This is a genomic window from Sulfitobacter sp. SH22, assembly GCF_965641905.1.
Lineage (GTDB): Bacteria > Pseudomonadota > Alphaproteobacteria > Rhodobacterales > Rhodobacteraceae > Sulfitobacter.
In genome coordinates this window covers 1,769,518-1,793,013 of sequence record NZ_OZ282573.1, presented here as the reverse complement: position 1 = coordinate 1,793,013, position 23,496 = coordinate 1,769,518, and the positions used below count along the sequence as shown (strand labels likewise).

Sequence of the window (23,496 nt, the reverse complement as noted above, 5' to 3'; positions counted from 1 at the left end):
GGTACTTTAGCATCTGTTAAGACTTGAGCAATGGGGCGGCTCGGGGCAGCATGGTGCAAACCCGCAGGAGATTTCACTTTATGGACGTAAAACCCGCTATCGCTGCCGATATTCCCGAAATTGCAGCGCTGTGGCACGAAGGATGGATTCAAGGACACGCTGCGATTGCACCTGCGGCCCTTGCCGCGCTGCGCACATCCCAGGAGTTTTCGACCCGCGCGAAGGCGCATATGAAGCACACGCAGGTGGCTTGGGTGGATGGAAAGATGGCGGGGTTCTTTTTGATCGACCGGGACGAGATATACCAGTTCTACGTCGCCAAAGAATTTCAGGGGACCGGTCTTGCAACTGAACTGTTGAACAAAGCCGAAGCATCGTTGGGCCACGGGTTGAAATGGCTGGCCTGTTCCGTCGGCAATGACCGCGCAGCCCGCTTTTACGAGAAATGCGGCTGGGAGCAAGCGGGCACGATCCCCTATGAGGTCGAGACCGAAGAAGGCCCGATGATGGTCGAGGTCTGGCGCTACGAAAAGCGCTTGGGCTGAGAGCGCCGTCTGACCGCGCTGTCGGGGCCTGATGTTGCGATGGGAAGGGGGCAAACGCCCCTAAAGGGTCGCTGCCAGTTTCCTGAGTTCAAATTTCTGGATTTTGCCCGTCGATGTCTTTGGCAGGTCTTGGAAAACGATCTTTTTGGGGGCTTTGAACCCTGCCAGTGTTTCGCGGGCAAAGGCGATCATCGCGGCCTCGTCCCCCGTCACGCCGGGCTTGAGTTCGACAAAGGCGCACGGGACTTCGCCCCATTTTTCATCGGGTTTGGCGACAACGGCGGCAAGGTTCACATCCGGATGGCCCATCAGCACGCCTTCGACCTCGACCGACGAGATGTTTTCACCGCCCGAGATGATGATGTCTTTGGCGCGGTCGGCGATCTGCATATAGCCGTTTGAATGCTGGACCGCCAAATCGCCCGAATGGAAATAGCCGCCTGCGAATGCTTCCTTGGTGGCTTGCGGGTTCTTGTAATACCCCTTCATCACCGAATTGCCACGGATCATGATCTCGCCTTGGGTGGCCCCGTCTTTGGTGACCTGGCGCATGTCGGTGTCCAGCACGGTGATGTCCTCCATCATCGGCATGGCGACACCCTGACGGGCCTTCATGGCGGCACGATCAGCGCCTTGAAGCGCGTCCCATTCCGGGGTCCACAAACATTCGGTTACATGGCCATAGGTTTCGGTCAGGCCATAAACCTGCGTCACGTTAAAGCCCAAGGCTTCGATCTTGGACAGGGTTGCAGGGGCGGGGGGCGCGCCTGCGGTGAAGACCTCGACCTGATGGTCAAAGGCGCGGCGTTCGGCGTCGGATGCATTGACCATCATGTTCAACACAATCGGCGCGCCGCCGAAATGGGTGACGCCTTCGTCAGCGATGGCGTTGTAAATGGCACTGGCCGTGATATCGCGGCAGCACACCAAGGTGCCGCCCAGCAGGGGCATCATCCACGAATGGTTCCAGCCGTTGCAATGAAACAGCGGCACGATCTGCATAAACACCGGACGCATGACCATGCGCCAGCTGACCACCGTGCCCATGGTCATCAGATATGCGCCACGGTGGTGATAGACCACGCCCTTGGGCCGGCCGGTGGTGCCCGAAGTATAGTTCAGCGCAAGGCTTTCCCATTCATCCTGCGGCAAGACCCATTCAAAGGCCGGATCGCCTTTGGCAAGCAGTTCATCATAGGTCATGTGCCGCCCGGTCGCTGGGAAACCGGCGCTTTCATCGGGAACCTCGATCAGGGTGGGGGGCGTGTCGAGCGTGGCGCAGGCCGCTTCGGCCAGATCCATGAACTGGGTGTCGACCAGTGCGACCTTGGCTTCGCCGTGGTCCAGGATATAGGCGACGGTATCGACATCCAGCCGCGTGTTGATGGTGTTCAAAACGGCACCACAGGCGGGCACGCCAAAATGCGCTTCGGCTTGGGCGGGGATGTTGGGCAAGAGCGTCGATACGACCTGACCCGGTGCCACGCCCATGCCTGCCAGCGCAGATGCCAAACGGGTGCAGCGTGCGTGATATTGGGCATAGCTCACACGGTGCGCCCCATATGACACCGCCAAGACATCAGGGAAAACATGCGACGCGCGTTGCAAGTGCGACAGCGGGCTAAGCGGCACATAATTGGCGCGGCATTTGTCGAGCCCGTCTTCGTTTGTCATCCAACCCATGGCGCACCCTCCCGATTGCGAAACTTTTCTGCTTGAGTATTGCGCCAGTAGCGTAAAGTTAAAAGGTGGAAACTCTGCCATCCAAAGGAAGAATATGTGCCCCTGACCCCGTTGCAAGATCGCAGACCAGCCCTGACCCTATTGACCGGGTGCGTTCGGGCAAGCGCAAGCGAGGTCGGGCAATGATCATCAGCCGTGGTCGCAACTATATCTTTGTGCACATCCCCAAGACCGGAGGCACCTCAATGGCGCTGGCGCTTGAAGCGCGGGCGATGAAGGACGACATCATGCTGGGCGACACGCCCAAGGCAGTTAAACGCCGCAAACGCATGAAAAACGTCCCGGCAGCTGGGCGGCTTTGGAAACATTCGACCCTGGCCGATATCGAAGGGGTGGTGACCCGCGACGAGATTGCCCAAATGTTCTGTTTCGCGCTGGTGCGGAACCCCTGGGACCGGGTGGTCAGCTATTATCATTGGCTGCGCGACCAGTCCTTTGATCATCCGATGGTCCGGCTGGCACAGCAAACCGGTTTCGCGGATTTCCTTGAAACACCTGCGTTGCAAGACAGCCTGACGAACGCGCCTTATGGCAGCTATCTGCAAGACGGTGCGGGGGTAGATCGGGCCAATCTTTTTATCCGCCTTGAGCGTTTCGCCCAAGACGCTGAACCGCTGTTTGACCATCTGGGATTCCGGGTGGAACTGCCCGTGGAAAACGCATCTGATCGTGCCGCATCCTATGAGGAATATTACACCGACGACCTTGCGCAGATCGTCGCGCGAATCTGTTCGGACGATATTTCACGGTTCGGGTACGGATTCGGTCGCGCGTCATAAAAACCGCAAAGTTCCTAACCACAAGTTGCCTGATTGCCCGCCATCCGAGGCTTAATCCGGCACCAAGGTCGGCACTGCTGCGAAATGAGCATCAATGCCCCTAAATGGCCCCTTTGTTGGCCATCTCTCGACATGGCTGACGCGCCATATGCATTCATATAAATATATGCCGAAAATAAAGGCATCGCGCCATGGGGATGGAAAGCAATGTTTGGTTGGAAGATCAAAGACCCACGAATGAACTACCGCACCTCTGAAATGTCAGGTGCGTATAATGGCGGCCTTGAGGTCGCGACACATGGATTGGTTGCAGGCACAAGGGTTGCATCGGCGATGGGCTGGCGTGGCGTTGAATCGCTGGCCAAGGGCGATATGGTCCTGACCTTTGACAACGGCTTGCAGCCAATCACAGATATCCGCCGCGTCACAATCTGCCTCGATGCGATGGAAACGGAAAAGGCGTTGTGGCCTGTTCTGATCCCGCCCAACGCGTTGGGTAACAAAGAGAAACTGACGCTTTTGCCAGATCAGGGCGTGATGCTGGAATGCGAAGCTGCCGCTGATATCCATGGCGATCCGTTTGCACTGGTTAACGCCCATGCGCTGGTCGGGGAACGCGGTATCTACCGCGCGCCGCCAAACACCCGGATCGAACTGATCGCGATATCCTTTGCCGAGGATCAGGTGATCTATGCCGAGGGTGGCGCGTTGATCTTGTGCCTGTCCTATACCACGACCTTGGACCGTCTTTTGGATGGCAGCCAGTCAACCTACGAAGTGTTGAGCCAAACAGAGGCCTCGCGTCTGGTTGAATGTTTCGTGATGGAACTGGAAGACCGGGGCGACCACGGCTTTCCGCAGATGCAACACGGGCTGTGATCCCGCGCCTGTAATCCCGCGTCTATCGGAACATGACAGAACGCGAAAGATTTCGACGGCCGGAATGAAAAAGGGACTGCCCGGTGCAGCCCCTTTTTTTGCGTTTGAAGAACCCGCTGCCGCCAAAGCGACCTGTGCAGGTCCGGCATGTCATTCAACGGGTCAAACAGAAATCGGCCAGCAGTTTCCTGCTGGCCGTTTGCGTGTGCAAGATGTGACGCCTGATCAGGCGGCTTTGGCATCCGGCCCGAAGCGGCCATAGAACGTCTGTCCCTTGTCGGCCATTTCACGCAACAGGGCAGGGCATTCGAAACGATCGCCGAACTTTGCTTGCAGCTGGTCGCAGCGTTCAGCGGCATAGGGTGCGCCGATGATATCAAGCCAGCTGAACGGGCCACCGGACCAAGGCGCAAAGCCCCACCCCAGGATCGCGCCCACATCGCCTTCGCGGATGTCTTCCAGCACGCCTTCTTCCAATGCACGCACAGCTTCAAGCACCTGCGAGAACATCAGACGGTCCTGCACATCGCGCAGGTCGGGCTGGGTTTCGGCCAGCGGGAACTTGTCGTGCATCCCCTTCCAATAGCCCAGACGTTTGCCTTTTTCGTCATAGTCAAAGAAACCGGCATTGGCCTTGCGGCCCAGACGACCCAGATCCTCCATCCAGAAAATCAGATCGTCCGCTTGCGACGCAGGATAGGCATTGCCCATCGCGGCCTTGGTCGCGCGGGCGATCTTGGCCCCCAGATCAATGGATGTTTCGTCGGTCAGTTGCACAGGCCCAACGGGGAAACCCAGCAATTGTGCGGCGTGATCGACCAGTTGCGGGGCCACGCCTTCGGTGATCATCCGCGCGCCTTCGTTGGCATAGGGGATGATGCAGCGGTTGGCATAGAAGAACCGCGCGTCGTTGACCACGATCGGCGTCTTGCGGATCTGGCGCACGTAATCCAGCGATTTCGCAACCGCACGGTCGCCGGTTTCCTTGCCCTTGATGATCTCGACCAACAGCATTTTTTCGACGGGCGAAAAGAAGTGGATGCCGATGAACTGATCGGGGCGCGACGATGCCTTGGCCAAGCCCGTGATCGGCAGGGTCGAGGTGTTGGAGGCAAAGATGCAATCCGCAGGGATCACCGCTTCGACCTTCTTGGTCATCTCGGCCTTGACGGCGGGGTCTTCGAACACCGCTTCGATGATCAGATCGCAGTCTTTCAGCGCGTCCAGATCGGTGGTCGCGGTGATCAGGTTCAACGCGGCCTGCTTTTTCTCTTCGGTGGATTTGCGACGTGCAATGCCCTTGTCAAAGAAGGTCGCGGAATAGGCTTTGCCCTTATCCGCAGCTTCTTGCGTCTGGTCGATCAGCACGACTTCGATACCGGCCTGAACCGACACCAGCGTGATGCCCGCGCCCATCATGCCCGCGCCCAGAACGCCCAGCTTTTTGACGCGCTGGTCTGGCACGCCTTCGGGACGCACGGCACCTTTTTCCAGCGCTTCCTTGTTCAGGAACAGTGACTGGATCATGGCAGACGACGACGGGTTCATCAGGATGTTGGTGAACCAGCGCGCCTCGATCTTGAGGGCTGTATCAAACGGCACCAAGGCCCCTTCATACACGGCACTTAGCAAGGCCTTGGCGGCAGGGAAGGCCCCTTGGGTCTTGCCGTTGACCATCGCATTGGCCCCGACAAAGGTCATGAAACCGGCAGGGTGGTAAGGCGTGCCGCCGGGCATCTTGTACCCTTTGGCATCCCAAGGCTTCAAAATATCCGCATCCTTGGCGTTTAGTACCCAGTCTTTCGCGGCAGCGACCGGATCGGCGACAACCTCGTCAATCAGGCCCGCAGATTTCGCGGCCGCCGGGGCAACCATCTTGCCCTCAAGCAGGAACGGCGACGCCCCCATCGCGCCCAGCTTGCGCATCAGACGGGTCGTACCGCCAGCGCCGGGGAAAATCCCGACCAGAATTTCGGGCAGGCCGATACGCGCCTTGGGGTTGTCGGCAACGAAAATGCGGTGCGTGGCCAGTGGCAGTTCCAGCCCGATACCAGCCGCCGTGCCGGGCAGGGCAGCGGCAATCGGCTTGCCGCCCTTGTTGGTCTTGGCATCCATGCCCGCGCGTTCGATCTTGCGCAGCAGGGCGTGCATTTGCATCGTGCCCTCGAACAGACCCTTGGCAGGATCGTCACCCGCATCTTCGCGCATTTTGGCCAGCAGGTTCAGGTCCATCCCGCCCGCGAACGACCCGTCCTTACCGGATGTGATCACCGCACCCTTGATGCTGTCGTCGGACAAAACGGTGTCGATGATGGCGTCCAGTTCGGACAACCCTTCAATCGACATGACGTTCATGGATTTACCGGGGACGTCCCAGGTGATGATGGCGACGCCGTCGGCGTCTGTCTTCATTGTGAAATCGGTCATTTATCTCTCCCTGAATTGGAGTGTGTTAGGAGCGCTGAGGTGTGTAATCAGCGAATTTCTCAAGCAGCGACCGGATCAATTCGATCGTGGCTTTCGGGCCATCCTGGCAATCTTCCTCGCTCAGCAGGATCCGCTTGAAGTTATTGAAACTCTCGCGGTCGAAACTGTCGCTTGGATCATTGCGGTGCTTGAAGAACAATGGCGGCTCATCTTGGTACAAGCGCACATATGCACCGCCCCGTTCGACTTTGACCTTCAGATCCTTCAAGCCCTTTTTCGGGGCCAGTTCGGCGATGGCAAGAAAGGGATGTGGTTGATCGCTCATTATACACGCTCGATTATTGTGGCGGCACCCATGCCGGATGCAATGCAAAGCGTGGCCATGCCGACTTCCTTGTCGGAGCGCTCAAGCTCGTCCAGCAACGTGCCGATGATCATGGCACCTGTCGCACCCAAAGGGTGACCCATCGCGATGGACCCGCCGTTGACGTTGACCTTGCTGTCGTCGACATCAAACGCCTGCATGAAACGCATGACCACGGCGGCAAAAGCTTCGTTGACTTCGAACAGGTCGATGTCGCCGATCTTCATGCCGTTGTCGGCCAGAATTTTCTCGGTCACGGGCACAGGGCCGGTCAGCATGATCGTCGGATCGGTGCCGATCTTGGCTGTGGCACGGATACGGGCGCGGGGTTTCAGGCCGTATTTCTCGCCGAATTCCTTGTTGCCAATCAGCACAGCCGCCGCACCGTCGACGATACCGGATGAATTGCCCGCGTGGTGGATGTGGTTGATTTTCTCAAGATGCGGGTACTTCATCAACGCGACCTTGTCGAAACCGGGCATGACTTCGCCCATCTGCTGGAACGCCGGGTTCAGTGACCCAAGCGATTGCATGTCGGTCTGGGGGCGCATGTATTCGTCATGGCTCAGGATCGACAAACCGTTCTGGTCCTTGATGTCGATGACGGATTTGGCAAAGCGGCCCTCGTCCCAAGCCATTTTCGCGCGCTGCTGGGATTTGACGGCCAGCTGGTCGGCCTCTTCACGGGTAAAACCGTATTCGGTGGCAATGATATCCGCCGAAATACCCTGCGGAACAAAGTATTTTTCCATCGCCAGTGTCGGATCTACGGCAATCGCGGCCCCATCGCTGCCCATGGGCACGCGGCCCATCATCTCGACACCACCCGCGATATAGGCCATGCCCGCACCGCCTTTGACCTGGTTGGCGGCCAGATTGACGGCCTCCATCCCCGAGGCACAGAAACGGTTGATCGCAAGACCCGGAATGCGTTCATCCAGATCGGACGCCAACACGGCAGAGCGCGCAAGGCAGCCGCCCTGTTCCATAACCTGAGTCACGTTGCCCCAGATCACATCCTCGACCGCGTGGCCCTCAAGGTTGTTGCGTTCCTTGAGCGCGTTCAGCGTGAGCGCGGACAGGCGCAACGATGTCAATTCGTGCAGCGCGCCGTCTTTGCGGCCCTTGCCGCGCGGGGTGCGCAAGGCATCGTAGATATATGCTTCGGTCATGCTTAGTCTCCGTTCGAAGTGTAGAACAAACCTTTAATACAGGCGGTTCGGATGCTGAGTTGTGGTTCCGGGGCGAGCGCTGCTATTTCCAACGCTGCTGCCTCGCATTCTGCTTTCTGAAAGAAGATCAAGTCTTCCACGCCATGAAGCTCGGATGTGGGCATGCCTGTGACAACGAAAATGATCAGCTTCCACATTGTGCCGCTCCCTTACAGTCAAATACGGTCAGCTGGGCTGCCGGGCATCAGGTCATAGGGGGCTTTCCAGCCCGGTGTTTCGCTCAGACGCGTGAGCCACGCATCGATATGGGGCCAGTCCTTGCGGTTAAAACCGAAGGGCTCGGGGTAATACAGATAGCCGCAACAGCTCAGATCGGCGTTGGTGATCCCGTCGCCCACGATCCAGTCGCGGCCGTTCAGGTGATCATTCAACACCGCATAAGCCGCCGCAAGACGCCCCTGCATAAAGCCGATGACTTCCTTTGGCTGCTTGTCCTCGGGCAGAAAATTCATCAAAAATCGCGTCATCCCGGCGTTGGAGCTGAGCTTGTGGTTGTCCCACAAAACCCACCGCAAAATCTCGCGACGTTCCGTTGAATCCTTGCCGCCGAACTTGCCGGATTTTTCAGATATGTAATCCTGGATCACGCCGGATTGCGTCAGCGTAACATCGCCGTCGATCATGACCGGGGCCTCGCCCATCACGTTTGTGGTGCTGCGAAAATCCGCTGTGCGCGTTTCGCCGCCAAAGAAGTCTACTTTGACGGGCTCCCAGGCAAGGCCCGATAATTCCAGCGCGAGGGCTGCTTTATAGGCGTTTCCGCTTTCGCCGAAGCAATGCAATTTGATGGTCATGTGATGAACCTCCCTAAGGTCACTATTCTTTTTCTCTCGTCGACGTGGGGGTTTCACACCCCCACACCCCCGTGGAGTTTATCTGGCAAAATGAAATCAAAATGTTTCATTTTTAAGGTCTTGTTAGTGTCTCTCTTTTATCAAACTGATGCGCAGCAGGCTGGAGAGCTGAGCGGCGTGCAAAGTGAAACCCTGTCTCTTTCGTGGTTTGGCCAAGGGGGAGGCAGGGCCTTGCCGCCCGTTTCATTTTGCCAAATAAACTCTCCCCGAAGGGCCGCTTTCATCCTTACCCGGTTATTTTTTGCGATCATCGATTTCGGCATTGAAAAGCCGCAGGCGCGCTGTCAGGTTTTCTTCGTTCATCACGCTGTTGAAGTTTTCGAATAGAAAAGACAGCGCTTCCCCTTCGTCCAAACCAGCCTCGGCTGAAAATTTCTTGAGCCGTCTGTAGCCGTCTTCGGTCATGGCAACGGGGAAGCGGCGGGTGAGGCGGAAGCGTTTGGGCATCGGAAACCTTTCGAGAAGCGTGAGGTGGGGGGCTCCCCACCTCTGCCAGCTTAGAAGTTTGCGGCGTCCAGCGCCATCACCGTATCCGCGCCGGTCTGGATGCGGGTCAGGTGCAGCGCGGTGGCGGGCAATTGACGTGCCATGTAATAGCGTCCGGTCGCCAGTTTGGTCTCGTAGAATGCCGTATCGCCTGTGCCTTCTGCAATTGCTTTCTTTGCGGCCAGACCCATTTTCGCCCACATATAGCCCAGGCAAACATGGCCGAACATGTGCATGAAGTCGGTCGACCCAGCCAGGGCGTTGTTGGGGTTTTTCATGCCGTTTTGCATGAAATACATGCCCGCCGCTTGCAGATCCTTGCTGGCGGCCTTGAGGGGCTCGAGGTAGGTGGCGTCGAATTCGGCATCCTGGCCGGCGTTTTCCTTGATGAAGGTCTTGAGCAGGTCAAAGAACGCCATCACGTGTTTGCCGCCGTCTTGCGCCAGTTTGCGCCCCACGAGGTCAAGCGCTTGCACGCCGTTGGCCCCTTCATAGATCATCGCAATGCGGGCATCGCGGGTGAACTGGGACATGCCCCATTCTTCGATATAGCCGTGGCCGCCGTAAACCTGTTGTGCCTTGACGGTCATGTCATAGCCCACATCGGTCAGGAAGCCTTTGATCACGGGCGTCATCAGCGACACAAGGCCGTCGGCGTCTTTGTCATTTGAGCGGTGCGCGGCGTCGATCAGGTTTGCGCCCCAAAGGATGAATGCGCGCGCGCCTTCGATAAAGGATTTCTGGTCCATCAGGCTGCGGCGGATATCGGGGTGTACGATCAGCGGATCGGCCGGGCCATTGGGGTTTTCGGTACCTGTCACGGCGCGCCCTTGCAGGCGGTCCTTGGCGTAGATCAGCGCGTTTTGATAGGCCACATCGGCTTGGGCCAGACCCTGCATGCCAACGCCAACGCGGGCTTCGTTCATCATGGTGAACATGGCGCGCATGCCTTTATGTGCGTCGCCCAGCAGATAGCCAACGGCACCGTCATAGTTCATCACGCAGGTGGAGTTGCCGTGGATGCCCATTTTCTCTTCGATGGAGCCGACCGAGAGGCTGTTGCGCGCGCCAAGGGAGCCGTCTTCGTTGACCATGACCTTGGGCACGATGAACAGCGACACACCTTTGATGCCTTCGGGGCCGCCTTCGATTTTGGCCAGAACAAGGTGGATGATGTTGTCGGCCATGTCGTGGTCGCCCGACGAGATAAAGATTTTCTGACCGGTGATCTTATAGCTGCCGTCTGCTTGCGGGGCCGCTTTGGTGCGCATCAGGCCCAGATCGGTACCGCAATGGGGTTCGGTCAGGTTCATGGTGCCGGTCCATTCGCAAGAGACCATGTTGGGCAGGTAGGTGTCTTTTTGTGCATCCGACCCGTGGGCCAAAATCGCAGAGGCAGCACCGTGGGTCAGGCCCTGATACATTGTGAACGCCTGGTTGGAGGCCGAGAACATCTCGCCCACGGCGGTGCCGATGACATAGGGCATGTTCTGGCCGCCATATTGTTCGGGCATGTCCAGGCCGGGCCAGCCGCCTTCTTTGACCTTGCCGAAGGCGTCCTTGAAACCGGTTGGCGTATAGATAACGCCATTTTCCAGACGGCAGCCTTCCTTGTCGCCAACAGCGTTCAGCGGGGCCAGAACTTCGGAGGTCAGCTTGCCTGCTTCCTCGAGAATGGCGGAGGTGAAATCGGGCTCGAGTTCGTCATAGCCGGGGATGGTGGACCCGGTCACATTCAGCACATTGTGCAGAACGAATTGCATGTCTTTGATGGGGGCTGTGTAGCTCGGCATGGTGAAGTCTCCCTTGGGCGGATGGTCGCGTATCTGTTGAAAAATGTGTTTATTCTGCTGCTTTGCGCGGGTTGTTCATGGAGGCGATCATCTTTTCCCCCCATTTCAGCTGGTTGCGCAAATCGTCGATCGCCTGGTCCATTTCCTCGCGTTGCGCTTCCAGATCGGCAAGGCGGTCGCGGGCGATTTCATAGGTACGAGCAAGCTGTGTCTGTTGCTGGTCGCCCATGTGATACAGGTCCAGCAACTGGCGGATTTCTTCGAGACTGAAGCCAAAGCGTTTCCCGCGGATGATCAGTTTCAACCGCGCGCGGTCGCGCTTGGTGAACAGGCGTTTCTGGCCCTGACGTTCCGGGAACAGCAGTTCTTTTGCTTCGTAAAAGCGCAGGGTCCGCGGGGTCACATCAAATGTGTCGCACATCTCGCGGATGGTCATTGTGGTGGTGTTCATCTCTTGGGTCCACTCTTGCATCAGAAGGTATTTGAGATCGAGTTGGGGGCTTTCGCGCCGCTTTACAACAGATGATTGTGTTGACGTAGTGAGACGTCACGTCACTTTTAGCTTTACGTACGGTAAATCTAGGTAAACTTGTGTGTAAGACGTGAAAACGGGGAACCGCATGCGGAAAAACGGCGGAATGGCGCTGTTCATGGGGCAGGGATCAGGCGCCTTGGGCACGGGTTTTAGATGCCGCAGGCACTGTTGCCGTGGCATCCATCGACTGGCAGGCGGCCTTGTCGATTACATGTTTTTCAATGCATCAGCCGTATCGTCGCGCAGGCGTTGAAGCTCGTCCATCGCATCGTTCAACTGGGCACGCTGTTCCGCCAGTTCCAGCAACTGGCGATCCGCGCTGATGACCCAGGCACGCATTTGCGCTTCGGTGCCCTCTTTTTCATAGATCAGCAACCACTGGCGGATCCCTTCGAGGGAATAGCCGAACTTGCGCCCCCGCATGATCAATTTCATGCGCGCGATTTCGCGGGCCCCATAGCTGCGGGAGCGGCCATTGCGCTCTGGATTCAACAATTCGATATATTCGTAATACCGCAAGGTGCGCGGTGTTACATCAAACTCGGCGCACATTTCCTTAAAGCTCAGGCGTTTATCGGGCATCGCTATCTCCTCAGATCGGGAAACTAAGCGCAAGATTGTCCAAGCGCAACAGGCGGGGTTGCTCTTGGCGACGTGGATGGTTGATATGTGGGGAAGGTTTATGAAAAGGGGCTGACAAATGTCAGACAAACTGCGGATCGCGCGCCAGTTCATCTCGGCTTTGCCGTTCAGCGAGGCACTGAACATGTCGCTGGAGGATCTGGATGGTGGTGTTGCGGTTATCTCGATGCCGTATGATTCCAAACTTGTGGGCGACCCGCGCACCGGTGTGATCCATGGTGGCGCGGTGTCGGCCTTGATGGACACATGTTGCGGTGCGGCCGTGATGAGCCACCCCAGCAACCCCGGTGGCACCGCCACGATCGACCTGCGCATTGAATATTTGCGGGCTGCCAAACCGGGCCAGACCATTACGGCGCGGGCGGAATGTTATCACGTCACGCGGTCGGTCGCATTTGTGCGCGCCACCGCCCGGGACGAAGAAGACGGCAGCCCGGTGGCCACAGCCACAGGCAGTTTTGTAGTGGAGGGTAAAAGATGAGCGGTCGCCAGAAGCCGGAGGCCGTTCAGGTCATCAAGAAACGGCGCGACGGTGCGCTGAACGCATTGGTCGGCGGCGTGCCCTATATCAAGTTTCTGGGGATCGAATTCGAACGCCGCGGCGACGAACTGACGGCGATCCTGCCGTTTTCCGAGAAATTGATCGGCAATCCGCTTATCAAGGCAATCCATGGTGGGGTCACCGCGTCTTTTCTTGAGGTGACGTCGATTATTACCCTGAGCTGGACCTCTCTGTGGGAAGATATGGAATCGGGCGTGCTGGACGTGGAAAAGATGGATGGCGAACACATGCCCCGCTTGCCCAAGACGATTGATTTTACGGTCGATTACCTGCGTTCGGGCCTGCCCCGCGATGCCTATGCACGGGCCACGATCAACCGTTCGGGGCGGCGCTATGCCTCGGTGCATGTCGAGGCGTGGCAAGACAACCGCGCCAAGCTGTTTGCGCAGGCCACCGGGCATTTCCTGATGCCGCAAAGCCGTGACTGACCCGATCCCGCAGGGCGAAGTGCGTGCAGTGGCCCAAGGCCGGCTGTCCGCCCGCGAGGTGGTGACCCACCGCCGCGTCCTGAACATTGCCATCCCGATTGTGATTTCCAACGCAACGGTCCCGATCCTGGGGGCCGTGGATACCGGCGTAGTGGGGCAGATGGGCCTTGCCGCCCCGATCGGGGCTGTTGGCATCGGCGCGATCATCCTGTCGGCGGTCTACTGGATTTTCGGTTTCTTGCGGATGGGCACGGTTGGTCTGACCGCGCAAGCCGCCGGCAACGGCGACGACGCCGAGGTGGCAGCACTGCTGACACGCGGTCTGCTGATCGGCGGGTTGGCGGGGCTGGTTATCGTGCTGCTGCAAATTCCGCTGTTCTGGGGGGCCTTTCAGGTGTCACCCGCCAGCGCCGAAGTTGAAGGGCTGGCGCGGTCCTATATGCAAATCCGCGTCTGGTCGGCCCCCGCCGCGATTGCGATTTATGCGATCACCGGCTGGCTGATCGCACAGGAACGCACCCGCGCCGTGCTGGTCATTCAGGTGTGGATGAACGGGCTGAACATCCTGCTGGATCTGTGGTTCGTGCTGGGGCTGGGATGGGGCGTCGAAGGCGTGGCCTTTGCGACGTTTCTGGCGGAATGGACGGGGGCCGCCTTGGGGCTGTGGTTCTGCCGCGCGGCCTTTGGGGTGCCGGCATGGCGCGACTGGCCACAGGTGTTTGATGGCCCACGCTGGGTCAATATGATGAAGGTGAACGGGGATATCCTGATCCGGTCCCTGCTGCTGCAGGCGATCTTTGTCTCGTTTCTGTTTCTTGGATCAGGGCTTGGCGATGTCAAACTGGCGGCCAATCAGGTGTTGCTGCAATTCCTGATGATCACGGCCTATGCGCTGGACGGCTTTGCCTTTGCCGCCGAGGCGCTGGTCGGGCGGGCGATGGGCGGCAAGCAACGCGATATCCTGCGGCGCGGGGCGCTGCTGACCAGCGGATGGGGGTTGCTGGCCTGTGCGCTGATGACCATCGGTTTTGCATTGGGCGGTGGTGCGATTATCGACCTGATGACAACGGCCCCGTTGGTGCGCGAAGAGGCGCGGGTGTTCCTGCCCTATATGATCGCCGCCCCGCTGATCGGATGCGCGTCATGGATGCTGGACGGTATTTTTATCGGGGCAACGCGGTCGCGGGACATGCGCAACATGATGGCGGTGTCTTTTGTAATCTATTGCGCCTGCGCGTGGGTTTTGGTCCCGATGCTTGGCAATCATGGTTTGTGGATTTCGCTGCTGGTCAGCTTTATCGCCCGCGGCATTACCCTTGGCCTGCGCTATCCGGCGCTCGAGCGGGCCGCGGGCTAGCCCGTTTTCTTTCAAAGAAAACGGTTCGGAATTTTGGAAAATTCCGGCTCACCCCGCCAGCAAACTGTGTACCGCTTCTGGTGGACGCCCGATGATCGCTCGGTCGCCTCTAAACACCATGGGGCGTTCGATCAGGATCGGGTTTGCCGCCATCGCCTGCATCAATGTCGTCTCATCGCTGTCCTTGCTCAGCCCAAGTTCCTTGAAGCGGCCCTCGCTGCTGCGCATCATCTCGATCGGGCGCAGGCCAAGCGCGGCCTGTGCCGCTTCAAGCTCTGCCAGGGTGGGCGGGTTCTCAAGATAGCGCCGAATGGATACCTCTGCACCAGAGGCTTCGATCAGGGCCAAGGTCTGGCGTGATTTCGAACAGCGCGGATTGTGCCAGATCGTGATCACAGCCAGTCCTCGCGTTTGGTGCCCACCGCATCGGCCACGGATGCAAAGCCGTCGCGTGCCAGCAGTTGATCCAGCCCCCGCGCGATATCGCCCGCAAGCGACAGCCCGCCATAGACCAGCGCCGTGTACAGTTGAACCGCCGACGCCCCGGCGCAAATCTTGGCATAGGCATCCTGGGCCGAACCGATGCCGCCGACACCCACCAGCGGGATATCGGTCAGGGTGGACAGCCGCGCCAGCACGCGGGTTGATTTCTCAAACAGGGGAGCGCCCGACAGGCCGCCCATTTCATCGCGGTGCCGGCTGTGCAGGCCCGCACGATCCAACGTGGTGTTGGTCGCGATGATCGCCGCCACGCCCGCTTGATTGGCCACATCTGCCACATCGGTAATTTCGGCTTCGGTCAGGTCGGGGGCGATTTTCAGGAACACGGGGGTTGACCCGCGCACATCCATCACACCGGCCAAAAGCGCTGCCAACGCCGCCTTGCCCTGCAAATCGCGCAGTTTTTCGGTGTTGGGCGAAGATACATTGACCGTGGCGAAATCCACGTGATCGCGGGCCGCCTCCATCACGCGCGCGAAATCGGCGGCGCGGTCTGTGCTGGTTTTATTGGCCCCAAGGTTCAGACCAACCGGAATGCCGGGCGCACGGTCACGCAGCCTTGCGCAAATCGCGTCCATGCCTTCGTTGTTAAAGCCGAAACGGTTGATCGCGGCGCGGTCTTCGGTCAAGCGAAACAGGCGGGGTTTGTCATTGCCGGGTTGGGGCAGGGGCGTGGCGGCACCGACCTCGATAAAGCCGAAACCGGCCTTGGACAGCGGCGCGATTGCCGTTGCGTTTTTGTCAAATCCGGCGGCAAGGCCAACGGGGTTGGGCAGGTCCAGCCCCGCCAAGGTGGTCTTCAGACGCGGCGAGGTCACAGGGCCCGGCATTGGTGCCAGCCCCATCCGCAAGGCCGCGATGGCCAGCCCATGCGCTGCCTCGGGGTCGATTTTGCGCAAGGCGCGCAGGCCGATTTGTTCAGCGAAACGTTTCATGCAAATTCATCCGTTAGGGGCAGGGTGCCGGTGCGGATCAGCCGCGATGTGGTGACAGCAGCCTGACGGTGCACAACCGCCAGCTTGTAGCGGGGGTCAGATATCATCTGCAAAAACGCATGGGCATTGGGGTAGTGGGCGATGAACATGATATCCCATGCCTCATGGGCGGGGCCGATCAATGTCGTCTCGAACTGCCCGCGCCACGCGATGGAGCCGCCAACATCGGCCAGCACCGGTCCGCTTTCGACGCCGTAATTCTTATAGGCCGCGGCACCGGTCAACCCGGCTGACGCAAGCGCGTGACCGGCGGGATAGGCCGCAACATCGCGCAGCCGCACAAGGTTGAGCATGTGCAAAGGCGTATCGCGGTCCAACCCCTTGAAGGCGTCAAACTGCGCGCGGTCCGGATCGACGTACTGGGTCATTCGTTTTCAAACCCGGCGGGGAATTGATGCGCCCCGTTTTCAAGCGGCAAAGGTTGGGCCCAGGTGACGTCGTCCAGCTTGAGATCGCGGTAAAGATGTGGAAATTCGGCACCGCCGCGCGAGACTTCCCATTTGATGTCATCGCCCAGCCTGTCGGTTTCGACGGCAAGCAGAAACAAACCGGTTTCGCCGGCGAAATGTTTCGCGGCGGTTTCGGCAGCTTGGGTCGCGGTTGAAAAATGGACATAGCCATCGGCCACATCAATGGGCGCACCTCGGGTTGTCCCCGCGTTGCGCAACGCTTGCCATTCGTCGGCGCGAAATATTTTGTATATCAACATGGATGCCGTGATGCCTTGGCGGCGGCAAACGGTCAAGACCTGTGCAACCGCGCGGGCGTTTTGGCATGTGACCCTGCGGCAGGGGGAAATCGGTGCAGATGGTCTTTGACAGATTGAAAAGCCAAGGCCACGATACAGCAGAATTTCAACCCTGGGGGATACCACCATGAAACGATTCCTGACGGCCACCGCAGCGCTGGCCCTAACGGCAGGCATGGCGCAGGCCGAGTACAACCTGACCATTCTGCACACCAATGATTTCCACGCCCGTTTTGAGCCGATCAGCAAATATGACGGCCCTTGTTCTGCCGAGGATAACACCGAAGGTAAATGTTTTGGCGGCACCGCCCGTCTGGTCAACGCGATCAAGGATGCCAAGGCGCGGACCAACAACCATATTCTGGTGGATGGCGGCGACCAATTCCAAGGGTCGTTGTTCTATACATATTACAAGGGCCAGATGGCCGCCGAAATGATGAACATGCTGGGCTATGACGGCATGACCGTGGGCAACCACGAATTCGACGACGGCCCCGAAGTGCTTGCCGGTTTCATGGCCGCGCTCGAATTCCCGATCCTGATGTCGAATGCCGATATCTCGGCTGAACCGTTGCTGGCGGGCAAGCTGGCGAAATCGGCGGTGATCGAACGGGGCGGCGAAAAGATCGGCCTGATCGGTCTGACAGCCGAAGACACCGACGAACTGGCCAGCCCCGGTGAAAACGTGATCTTTACTGATTCCGTCACCGCCGTGCAGGGCGAGGTCGATCTGCTGACCGCGCAGGGCGTGAACAAGATCATCGTGCTCAGCCACTCCGGCTATAAGGTTGACCAGATGGTCGCCGAAAACACGACGGGCGTAGATGTGATCGTGGGCGGACATTCGAACACCTTGCTCAGCAACACCAACGAACGCGCCGAAGGGGCGTACCCGACGATGATCAAGGACACCGCCATCGTTCAGGCCTATGCTTATGGTAAATATCTGGGCGAACTGAACGTGACCTTCGATGACGAAGGCAATGTGACCGAAGCCTCGGGCGAGCCGGTGTTGATCGACGCGGCGGTTGTCGAAGACGAAGGCACCTTGGCGCGCATCGCCGAGCTGGCCCAACCGCTGGACGAAATCCGCAACAAGGTGGTGGCCGAAACATCTGCGATGATCGACGGCGACCGTGCGGTTTGTCGCGTGATGGAATGTGCGATGGGCAACCTGATTGCCGACGCCATGCTGGCCCGCGTGGCTGATCAGGGTGTGCAAATCGCGATCCAGAACAGTGGTGGTATCCGGTCGTCGATCGACGCGGGCGATGTCACCATGGGCGAGGTTCTGTCGGTGCTGCCGTTCCAGAATACGCTTTCGACCTTTCAGGTCTCAGGGGCCACGGTCATCGAGGCACTTGAAAACGGTGTCAGCCAGATCGAGGAAGTCGCAGGCCGTTTCCCGCAGGTCGCGGGCATGACCTATGCGGTTGATGCAAAAGCCGACGTGGGCAGCCGCGTCAGCGACGTTATGGTTGCGGGCGAACCGATTGATCCGGCCAAGATGTACGGCGTCGTGTCCAACAACTATGTGCGCAATGGCGGTGACGGCTACGCGATGTTCAAGACCGCTGAAAACGCCTATGATTACGGTCCGGATGTGGCTGACGTCACGGCTGAATACATCGCGGCAAACGGCGCATATACGCCCTACCTTGATGGCCGTATCACGCTGAAATAAGCTGGCTTAAACAATATGAAGGCGCGTCATTGCAGGATGGCGCGCCTTTTCTTATGGGGTGGTTTTTTGGGGGCCGGCCCTTTACGGGCCAACTTTATTTACGGCGTTGCGTCGATCTGGTTGTCGGCATCGGCAAAGACGGCGGTTTGCGGCGTGCTTGCCCGCCCGCCCACGGCCATCTGAAACTCTTTCTTGTCCTCGACCGCGACTGCCTCGCTTTGGAGAATGCGCCAGAGCGTGTAGAAAATGACAACCACATGACTGCCCGCCGTGACCATAAACAGCGCGCGGTCTGCAAGCCCGGCCATGGCCCAGCCCGCCAACAGCGGCCCGATGATGCCGCCAACCCCGTACAGCAGCAGCAAGCCGCCTGAAATCTGGATCGCGGTGCCGGGGGCGGCGTGGTCATTGGCATGGGCGACGATCACCGGATACATCGCAAAGATCGACCCGCCCAGAATTCCCGCCAGCACCAGGTTCAAAACGCGGCTTTCGGGGGCCAGCACCAAAAACGCCGTGTCAGCGGCCAGTGCCAGAACCGTCAGGCCAACCAGCACCTTGCGGCGGTCCATCTTGTCCGACAGCCAGCCCACAGGGATTTGCGCCAATGCGCCCACCAGAATGGGGATCGACGTGAACAGCGCGATGGTGGCCAGCACCAGCCCGACACGGTCGGCATAAACCGCCGCCAAAGTGCCAAAGGCCGAATTCGACACCCCGACAAACAGGACCCCGATCACCGCAACGGGCGAATTGCGCCACAGCGCCTTGAGGTCAAGTTTTACATGCACCAGCGGGGCAGGGGTGCTGGTCGAACTGATGGCCGTCGGCACCAAGGCAAGGCAATAGAATATCGCGGCGATGGCGAAAAAGGTGAACCCGTTCGGATCGCCCGTGGTCAACATCAACTGGCCCGCCGTCGTGGCCCCGAGGTTGACCATCGTATAGACGCCAAAGACTTTGCCCCGGCTGGTCGGGTTGGTTTGTTCGGTCAGCCAGCTTTCCACAATCATCGCGGCCCCGGCAAAGCAAAACCCGCAAAGCGCCCGCAGAATGATCCAGGCGGCTGGCGAAATCAGCAATGCGCTGGCCAGGATCGAGACTGCGGCAATGGCGGCCATCGCCCCGAAGGCGCGAATATGCCCCACACTGGCAACCAGCCGCGCGGTGAAAATGCACCCCGACACATAGCCGATCGCCCAGCCCGTCCCGAGCAGGCCAAGCGATACGGCGGAAAACCCTTCGGCTTGCCCCCGCACCGGCAGGATCAGCCCGTTGATGCCACCGGCGAATAGCAAAAACGCGGACCCCAGCAACAAAACTGCAATCGGAAGGATATGGCGGTGCATGGTGGTCCTTTCGGCAATCTTCGGTCACGGCGCAGATAGACTTGGCCAACACCTGACCCTAAGTTTAGGGGGAAACCAACCCCGATGTCGGGGATGGGGTGCTTTGTTTGGCCTGAGGGGGGATTTATGTGCGGACGCATGGCAGTGACGCTTCCTTTGGATGCGATGGCGCAACTTTTTGCGGCCTCGCCTGCCAACGACCTGCCCGAAGTGCCGAACTATAACGTCTGCCCGACCAACGCCGTGCATATCGTCACCAGTGACCCCCAGACAGGCCGCAAGCTTGGCGCGATGCGATGGGGATTTATTCCGACGTGGTACAAGAAACCGACGGACGGCCCTTTGCTGATCAACGCGCGGGCCGAAACAATCACGGACAAGCCCGCTTTTCGCGATGCCGTGCGCAGGCGGCGCGGGCTGGTTGTGGCGAACGGGTTTTACGAATGGACCAAAGACCCCCAAGACGGTCGCGACCCGTGGTATATCACCCGACAGGATCACGCGCCGCTGGCACTGGCAGCCATCTGGCAGGATTGGACCAGCCCCGAAGGCGACCGCCTGTCCACCTGTGCCGTGCTGACAACGCAGGCAAACAAGGCGATGACCGCAATCCACCACCGTATGCCGGTCTTGATCGAGGCCCCGGATTGGCCGTTATGGCTGGGTGAAAACGGCAAAGGGGCCGCAACGCTCATGAACGCTGCGGCCGAAGATACATTGACGTGGCATCGGGTGTCGCGAAAGGTGAACTCCAACAAAGCGTCGGGGGCGGGGCTGGTCGAACCGATCTAGGCACGCGATCGCGCCCCCGAGATTGTGGCAAACAGGCCTATTCGGTCAGAGGTGGCTCATCAAAGCTGATCGTGCCCTCGTATGTGACAGGCCCTGTGGGCTCTTCGCCTTCCACTGGCGCAGCCTCACCCGTGCTGGAGAAAGCCAGCGGAGACGCGGTATCAACCACATAGGTAAAGGAACTGCCGGGGCTCAACGCCTCGGATTCCCAGGTGCCGTCGGTCGCTTTCACCGTCCGCGCGTGGTCGGAACTGTTGGTGAAATTCAAAACGTCACCCGGCACGACGTAGATCACGGCGGGAAAAAACGCCTGATCAAGGATCATCACGTTTTGGGTTTGTGCCAAAGCGGAATTGCCGCAAATGGCGAAAGTGAACGCAACAAGGGACATGGCCCCCTTGTGAAAAGAAATAGGCATAGAAATGCTCCTGACAACGGCCCCACCCGGTTACAGTTCTACGTTCCTTAACGAAGCATTGCGGCGGAAATAGGGCGAAACGGTTGTTCCGGTGCCTCTTAGAGGATTTGATCGGTCTGGGTCGCCAGCCATGCCTTGAACGACCGAAGGGCGGCAGTCTCGGCGCGGTCTTCGGGCCACACCAGATAGTAGTTGCCGATGCTTTGCGTGGTCTGGGTCGACGCAAGCACCAATTGGCCGGCCCGCAAATAAGGGTCTGCGGAAAATGTCGGCAGCAGCGCCACCCCAAGCCCGTGCACCGCCGCCTGCGCCATCGTTGAAAACTGATCAAAGATCATGCCGGATGGCGGGGTGCTGCTCACCCCGAGCGCCTCAAGCCAGCGCGCCCAGCCCCGTGGCCGCGTTTCAAGATGCAGCAGCGGAAACCGCAAGATATCGGCCGGGTTGTCCAGCGGGGCCTCCAGCAGGTCGGGGGCACATACGGGGACAACCGTTTCCGGCATCAACCGCAGATAGGCGGCACCGGGCCAGTCTTCCTTGCCAAAATGTATGGCAGCGTCAAAATTGCTGTTCTGGAATGAAAACGGGTTCAGCCGTGTGCTCAGGTTTACTGTCACCTCTGGATGGGCCTGGGCAAAATCACGCAAGCGCGGGGCCAGCCAATGCATGCCAAAGCCGGGCAGAATGGCCAGGTTCAACGCCCCCGCCATCGGGTTTGTCCGCGCCGATATCGAGGCCTGCGCCAAGCGGTTCAATATCTCGCGCACCTGCAAAACATAGCTTTTCCCGGCCTCCGTCAGCACCAGCTGCCGGCCCTGCCGGTCCATTAACGCCACGCCAAGCTGGTCCTCGAGGGTCTTGAGCTGCCGGCTGATCGCGCTTTGGGTCAAGGACAGCTCAAGCGCCGCCTGGGTGGCACTGCCAAGCCGCGCCACGGCCTCGAAAGCGAGCAACGCATTGATGGATGGCAAAAAACGGCGCGGCGCTATCATATGACTTAAACTCATAAGGCTAGGATAAAGCAGCGATAGTATTTCGTGGCTGGCTTTGCAATACTCTGCCCAAATCTAGACCTTTTGGGAGGATATCCAATGAACGCCGAAGCCCCAATTCTCAAGGCCAAAGACGCCCCGAACATGAGCAGCTTTGACTGGACAGACCCGTTCCGTCTGGCAGACCAGCTGACCGAAGACGAACGCATGATTCAGGAAAGTGCGCGCGCCTATGCGCAGGAAAAACTGCAACCGCGCGTGATCGACGCCTTTGCAAACGAAAGCACGGACCCTGCGATTTTCAAGGAAATGGGCGATATGGGCCTGTTGGGCGTCACTGTCCCCGAAGAATACGGCGGGCTGGGCGGCAACTATGTGTCCTACGGCCTGGTCGCGCGCGAAGTCGAACGCGTGGACAGCGGATACCGGTCGATGATGTCCGTGCAATCCAGCCTGGTGATGTACCCGATCTATGCCTACGGCTCTGAGGCACAACGCAAGAAATACCTGCCCAAACTGGCAAGCGGTGAATTCATCGGCTGTTTCGGACTGACCGAACCTGACGCCGGATCCGACCCTGCTGGCATGAAAACCCGCGCGGTGAAAACGGCAAACGGCTACAAGCTGATCGGGTCCAAGATGTGGATTTCGAACGCGCCCATCGCCGATGTTTTTGTGGTCTGGGCAAAGTCCGAAGAGCACGGCGGCAAAATCCGCGGCTTTATCCTTGAAAAGGGGATGAAGGGCCTCTCCGCACCAAAGATCGGCAACAAGCTGTCCCTGCGCGCCTCGATCACCGGCGAGATCGTGATGGACAACGTCGAAGTCGGCGACGATGCGTTGCTGCCCCATGTGGAAGGCCTGAAAGGCCCGTTCGGCTGTCTGAACCGCGCCCGCTATGGCATCAGCTGGGGTGTTCTGGGCTCGGCCGAGTTCTGCTGGCACGCGTCGCGCCAATACGGGCTGGACCGCAAGCAGTTCAACAAGCCACTGGCACAAACCCAGCTGTTCCAGAAAAAGCTGGCCGACATGATGACCGAAATCTCGCTTGGCCTGCAAGCGTCCCTGCAGGTAGGCCGCCTGATGGACCAAGCCAATGCCGCCCCCGAGATGATCTCGATCGTGAAACGCAACAACTGCGGCAAGGCCCTGGACATCGCACGCATGTCGCGTGACATGCATGGCGGGAACGGCATCAGCGGCGAATATCAAGTGATCCGCCACATGATGAACCTCGAGACGGTGAACACCTATGAGGGCACTCATGATGTCCATGCGCTGATTTTGGGCCGTGCGCAAACCGGCCTTCAGGCATTTTTCTAAAGACACAATGAGGGGGCTGTCTGCCCCCTCAAACTCCCCCGAGGATATTTGAGAGCCAGAGAATAAAG

At 59.0% G+C, this 23,496-nt stretch carries 26 protein-coding genes; 9 read left to right on the top strand and 17 right to left on the bottom strand.

Annotated features, from left to right (window positions below; translation table 11 throughout):
- Positions 1–80 precede the first annotated feature (80 nt).
- The gene (locus tag ACSQ13_RS10745; protein WP_295509220.1) at positions 81–545 is read left to right on the top strand and encodes a GNAT family N-acetyltransferase; all 465 of its coding nucleotides are present in this window, start codon (positions 81–83) and stop codon (positions 543–545) included.
- Between the two features lie 60 nt (positions 546–605).
- Here ACSQ13_RS10745 and ACSQ13_RS10740 read toward each other — a convergent pair whose 3' ends face one another.
- Positions 606–2,228: an AMP-binding protein gene (locus ACSQ13_RS10740; RefSeq protein WP_176250475.1), complete on the bottom strand. Its 1,623-nt coding sequence runs from the start codon at positions 2,226–2,228 to the stop codon at positions 606–608.
- A 182-nt stretch (positions 2,229–2,410) separates the two neighbouring features.
- Here ACSQ13_RS10740 and ACSQ13_RS10735 point away from each other — a divergent pair, with 182 nt between their 5' ends.
- On the top strand, positions 2,411–3,067 hold the full coding sequence (locus ACSQ13_RS10735) for a sulfotransferase family 2 domain-containing protein (protein WP_295509216.1): 657 nt from the start codon (positions 2,411–2,413) through the stop codon (positions 3,065–3,067).
- 237 nt (positions 3,068–3,304) lie between these two features.
- Positions 3,305–3,946: a Hint domain-containing protein gene (locus ACSQ13_RS10730; RefSeq protein WP_176250473.1), complete on the top strand. Its 642-nt coding sequence runs from the start codon at positions 3,305–3,307 to the stop codon at positions 3,944–3,946.
- Between the two features lie 225 nt (positions 3,947–4,171).
- On the opposite strand, the gene ACSQ13_RS10725 is transcribed toward ACSQ13_RS10730, so the two are convergent.
- The 9 genes from ACSQ13_RS10725 to ACSQ13_RS10685 all read right to left on the bottom strand — a co-directional run bounded on the left by ACSQ13_RS10725 (position 4,172) and on the right by ACSQ13_RS10685 (position 12,219).
- On the bottom strand, positions 4,172–6,373 hold the full coding sequence (locus tag ACSQ13_RS10725; protein WP_295509214.1) for a 3-hydroxyacyl-CoA dehydrogenase NAD-binding domain-containing protein: 2,202 nt from the start codon (positions 6,371–6,373) through the stop codon (positions 4,172–4,174).
- Between the two features lie 25 nt (positions 6,374–6,398).
- Positions 6,399–6,698, bottom strand: a complete 300-nt coding sequence (locus ACSQ13_RS10720) for an acetyl-CoA acetyltransferase (protein WP_176250471.1) — start codon at positions 6,696–6,698, stop codon at positions 6,399–6,401.
- Complete coding sequence (locus ACSQ13_RS10715) at positions 6,698–7,909, bottom strand: acetyl-CoA C-acetyltransferase (protein WP_176250470.1); 1,212 nt, start codon at positions 7,907–7,909, stop codon at positions 6,698–6,700. The genes ACSQ13_RS10720 and ACSQ13_RS10715 overlap by 1 nt, the downstream gene beginning before the upstream one ends.
- A gap of 2 nt (positions 7,910–7,911) precedes the next feature.
- On the bottom strand, positions 7,912–8,106 hold the full coding sequence (locus ACSQ13_RS10710; protein WP_176250469.1) for a hypothetical protein: 195 nt from the start codon (positions 8,104–8,106) through the stop codon (positions 7,912–7,914).
- A gap of 18 nt (positions 8,107–8,124) precedes the next feature.
- Positions 8,125–8,763 (bottom strand): glutathione S-transferase family protein, encoded by a 639-nt coding sequence (locus tag ACSQ13_RS10705; RefSeq protein WP_176250468.1) that lies wholly within the window; start codon positions 8,761–8,763, stop codon positions 8,125–8,127.
- 294 nt (positions 8,764–9,057) lie between these two features.
- On the bottom strand, positions 9,058–9,270 hold the full coding sequence (locus ACSQ13_RS10700; RefSeq protein ID WP_176250467.1) for a hypothetical protein: 213 nt from the start codon (positions 9,268–9,270) through the stop codon (positions 9,058–9,060).
- A 50-nt stretch (positions 9,271–9,320) separates the two neighbouring features.
- A complete protein-coding gene (locus ACSQ13_RS10695) occupies positions 9,321–11,102 on the bottom strand; it encodes an acyl-CoA dehydrogenase C-terminal domain-containing protein (RefSeq protein ID WP_176250466.1) in 1,782 nt (593 codons plus the stop codon).
- Positions 11,103–11,151: 49 nt separating this feature from the next.
- Positions 11,152–11,553, bottom strand: coding sequence for a MerR family transcriptional regulator (locus ACSQ13_RS10690; RefSeq protein ID WP_176250465.1), 402 nt, complete (start codon positions 11,551–11,553; stop codon positions 11,152–11,154).
- Positions 11,554–11,844: 291 nt separating this feature from the next.
- Positions 11,845–12,219 (bottom strand): MerR family transcriptional regulator, encoded by a 375-nt coding sequence (locus ACSQ13_RS10685; RefSeq protein WP_176250464.1) that lies wholly within the window; start codon positions 12,217–12,219, stop codon positions 11,845–11,847.
- Between the two features lie 118 nt (positions 12,220–12,337).
- Between ACSQ13_RS10685 and ACSQ13_RS10680 the strand changes: the two genes are divergently transcribed.
- The 3 genes from ACSQ13_RS10680 to ACSQ13_RS10670 are packed head-to-tail and all read left to right on the top strand — an operon-like array spanning position 12,338 to position 14,626.
- Positions 12,338–12,760: a PaaI family thioesterase gene (locus ACSQ13_RS10680; RefSeq protein ID WP_176250463.1), complete on the top strand. Its 423-nt coding sequence runs from the start codon at positions 12,338–12,340 to the stop codon at positions 12,758–12,760.
- Positions 12,757–13,269, top strand: a complete 513-nt coding sequence (locus ACSQ13_RS10675) for a PaaI family thioesterase (RefSeq protein ID WP_176250462.1) — start codon at positions 12,757–12,759, stop codon at positions 13,267–13,269. The genes ACSQ13_RS10680 and ACSQ13_RS10675 overlap by 4 nt, the downstream gene beginning before the upstream one ends.
- Complete coding sequence (locus ACSQ13_RS10670; RefSeq protein ID WP_295509206.1) at positions 13,262–14,626, top strand: MATE family efflux transporter; 1,365 nt, start codon at positions 13,262–13,264, stop codon at positions 14,624–14,626. Before ACSQ13_RS10675 ends, ACSQ13_RS10670 begins: the two co-directional genes overlap by 8 nt.
- A 48-nt stretch (positions 14,627–14,674) precedes the next feature.
- Here ACSQ13_RS10670 and arsC read toward each other — a convergent pair whose 3' ends face one another.
- From arsC to ACSQ13_RS10650, 4 genes are read right to left on the bottom strand one after another with little or no spacing between them, the layout of a single operon-like run.
- Positions 14,675–15,022 (bottom strand): arsenate reductase (glutaredoxin), encoded by a 348-nt coding sequence (arsC, locus tag ACSQ13_RS10665; RefSeq protein ID WP_295509205.1) that lies wholly within the window; start codon positions 15,020–15,022, stop codon positions 14,675–14,677.
- Positions 15,019–16,062 (bottom strand): quinone-dependent dihydroorotate dehydrogenase, encoded by a 1,044-nt coding sequence (locus tag ACSQ13_RS10660; RefSeq protein ID WP_295509203.1) that lies wholly within the window; start codon positions 16,060–16,062, stop codon positions 15,019–15,021. Before ACSQ13_RS10660 ends, arsC begins: the two co-directional genes overlap by 4 nt.
- Positions 16,059–16,490, bottom strand: a complete 432-nt coding sequence (locus tag ACSQ13_RS10655; protein WP_176250458.1) for a DUF1330 domain-containing protein — start codon at positions 16,488–16,490, stop codon at positions 16,059–16,061. Before ACSQ13_RS10655 ends, ACSQ13_RS10660 begins: the two co-directional genes overlap by 4 nt.
- Entirely contained in the window at positions 16,487–16,831 is a 345-nt protein-coding gene (locus tag ACSQ13_RS10650; RefSeq protein ID WP_295509199.1) for a DUF952 domain-containing protein, read from the bottom strand. Before ACSQ13_RS10650 ends, ACSQ13_RS10655 begins: the two co-directional genes overlap by 4 nt.
- Positions 16,832–16,997: 166 nt before the next feature.
- On the opposite strand from ACSQ13_RS10650, the gene ACSQ13_RS10645 reads away from it, so the two are divergent.
- Complete coding sequence (locus ACSQ13_RS10645; RefSeq protein ID WP_176250456.1) at positions 16,998–18,554, top strand: bifunctional metallophosphatase/5'-nucleotidase; 1,557 nt, start codon at positions 16,998–17,000, stop codon at positions 18,552–18,554.
- Positions 18,555–18,652: 98 nt separating this feature from the next.
- On the opposite strand, the gene ACSQ13_RS10640 is transcribed toward ACSQ13_RS10645, so the two are convergent.
- Positions 18,653–19,903: an MFS transporter gene (locus tag ACSQ13_RS10640; protein WP_176250455.1), complete on the bottom strand. Its 1,251-nt coding sequence runs from the start codon at positions 19,901–19,903 to the stop codon at positions 18,653–18,655.
- Positions 19,904–20,029: 126 nt separating this feature from the next.
- Between ACSQ13_RS10640 and ACSQ13_RS10635 the strand changes: the two genes are divergently transcribed.
- Positions 20,030–20,695 (top strand): SOS response-associated peptidase, encoded by a 666-nt coding sequence (locus ACSQ13_RS10635; RefSeq protein ID WP_176250454.1) that lies wholly within the window; start codon positions 20,030–20,032, stop codon positions 20,693–20,695.
- Between the two features lie 37 nt (positions 20,696–20,732).
- On the opposite strand, the gene ACSQ13_RS10630 is transcribed toward ACSQ13_RS10635, so the two are convergent.
- Entirely contained in the window at positions 20,733–21,113 is a 381-nt protein-coding gene (locus tag ACSQ13_RS10630; RefSeq protein ID WP_295509193.1) for a cupredoxin domain-containing protein, read from the bottom strand.
- Between the two features lie 98 nt (positions 21,114–21,211).
- Positions 21,212–22,105 carry a LysR substrate-binding domain-containing protein gene (locus ACSQ13_RS10625; RefSeq protein ID WP_176249712.1) on the bottom strand — a complete coding sequence of 298 codons (894 nt, stop codon included), beginning with the start codon at positions 22,103–22,105 and terminating at the stop codon, positions 21,212–21,214.
- Between the two features lie 99 nt (positions 22,106–22,204).
- Between ACSQ13_RS10625 and ACSQ13_RS10620 the strand changes: the two genes are divergently transcribed.
- Positions 22,205–23,428: an acyl-CoA dehydrogenase gene (locus ACSQ13_RS10620; protein ID WP_176249711.1), complete on the top strand. Its 1,224-nt coding sequence runs from the start codon at positions 22,205–22,207 to the stop codon at positions 23,426–23,428.
- Positions 23,429–23,496 lie beyond the last annotated feature (68 nt).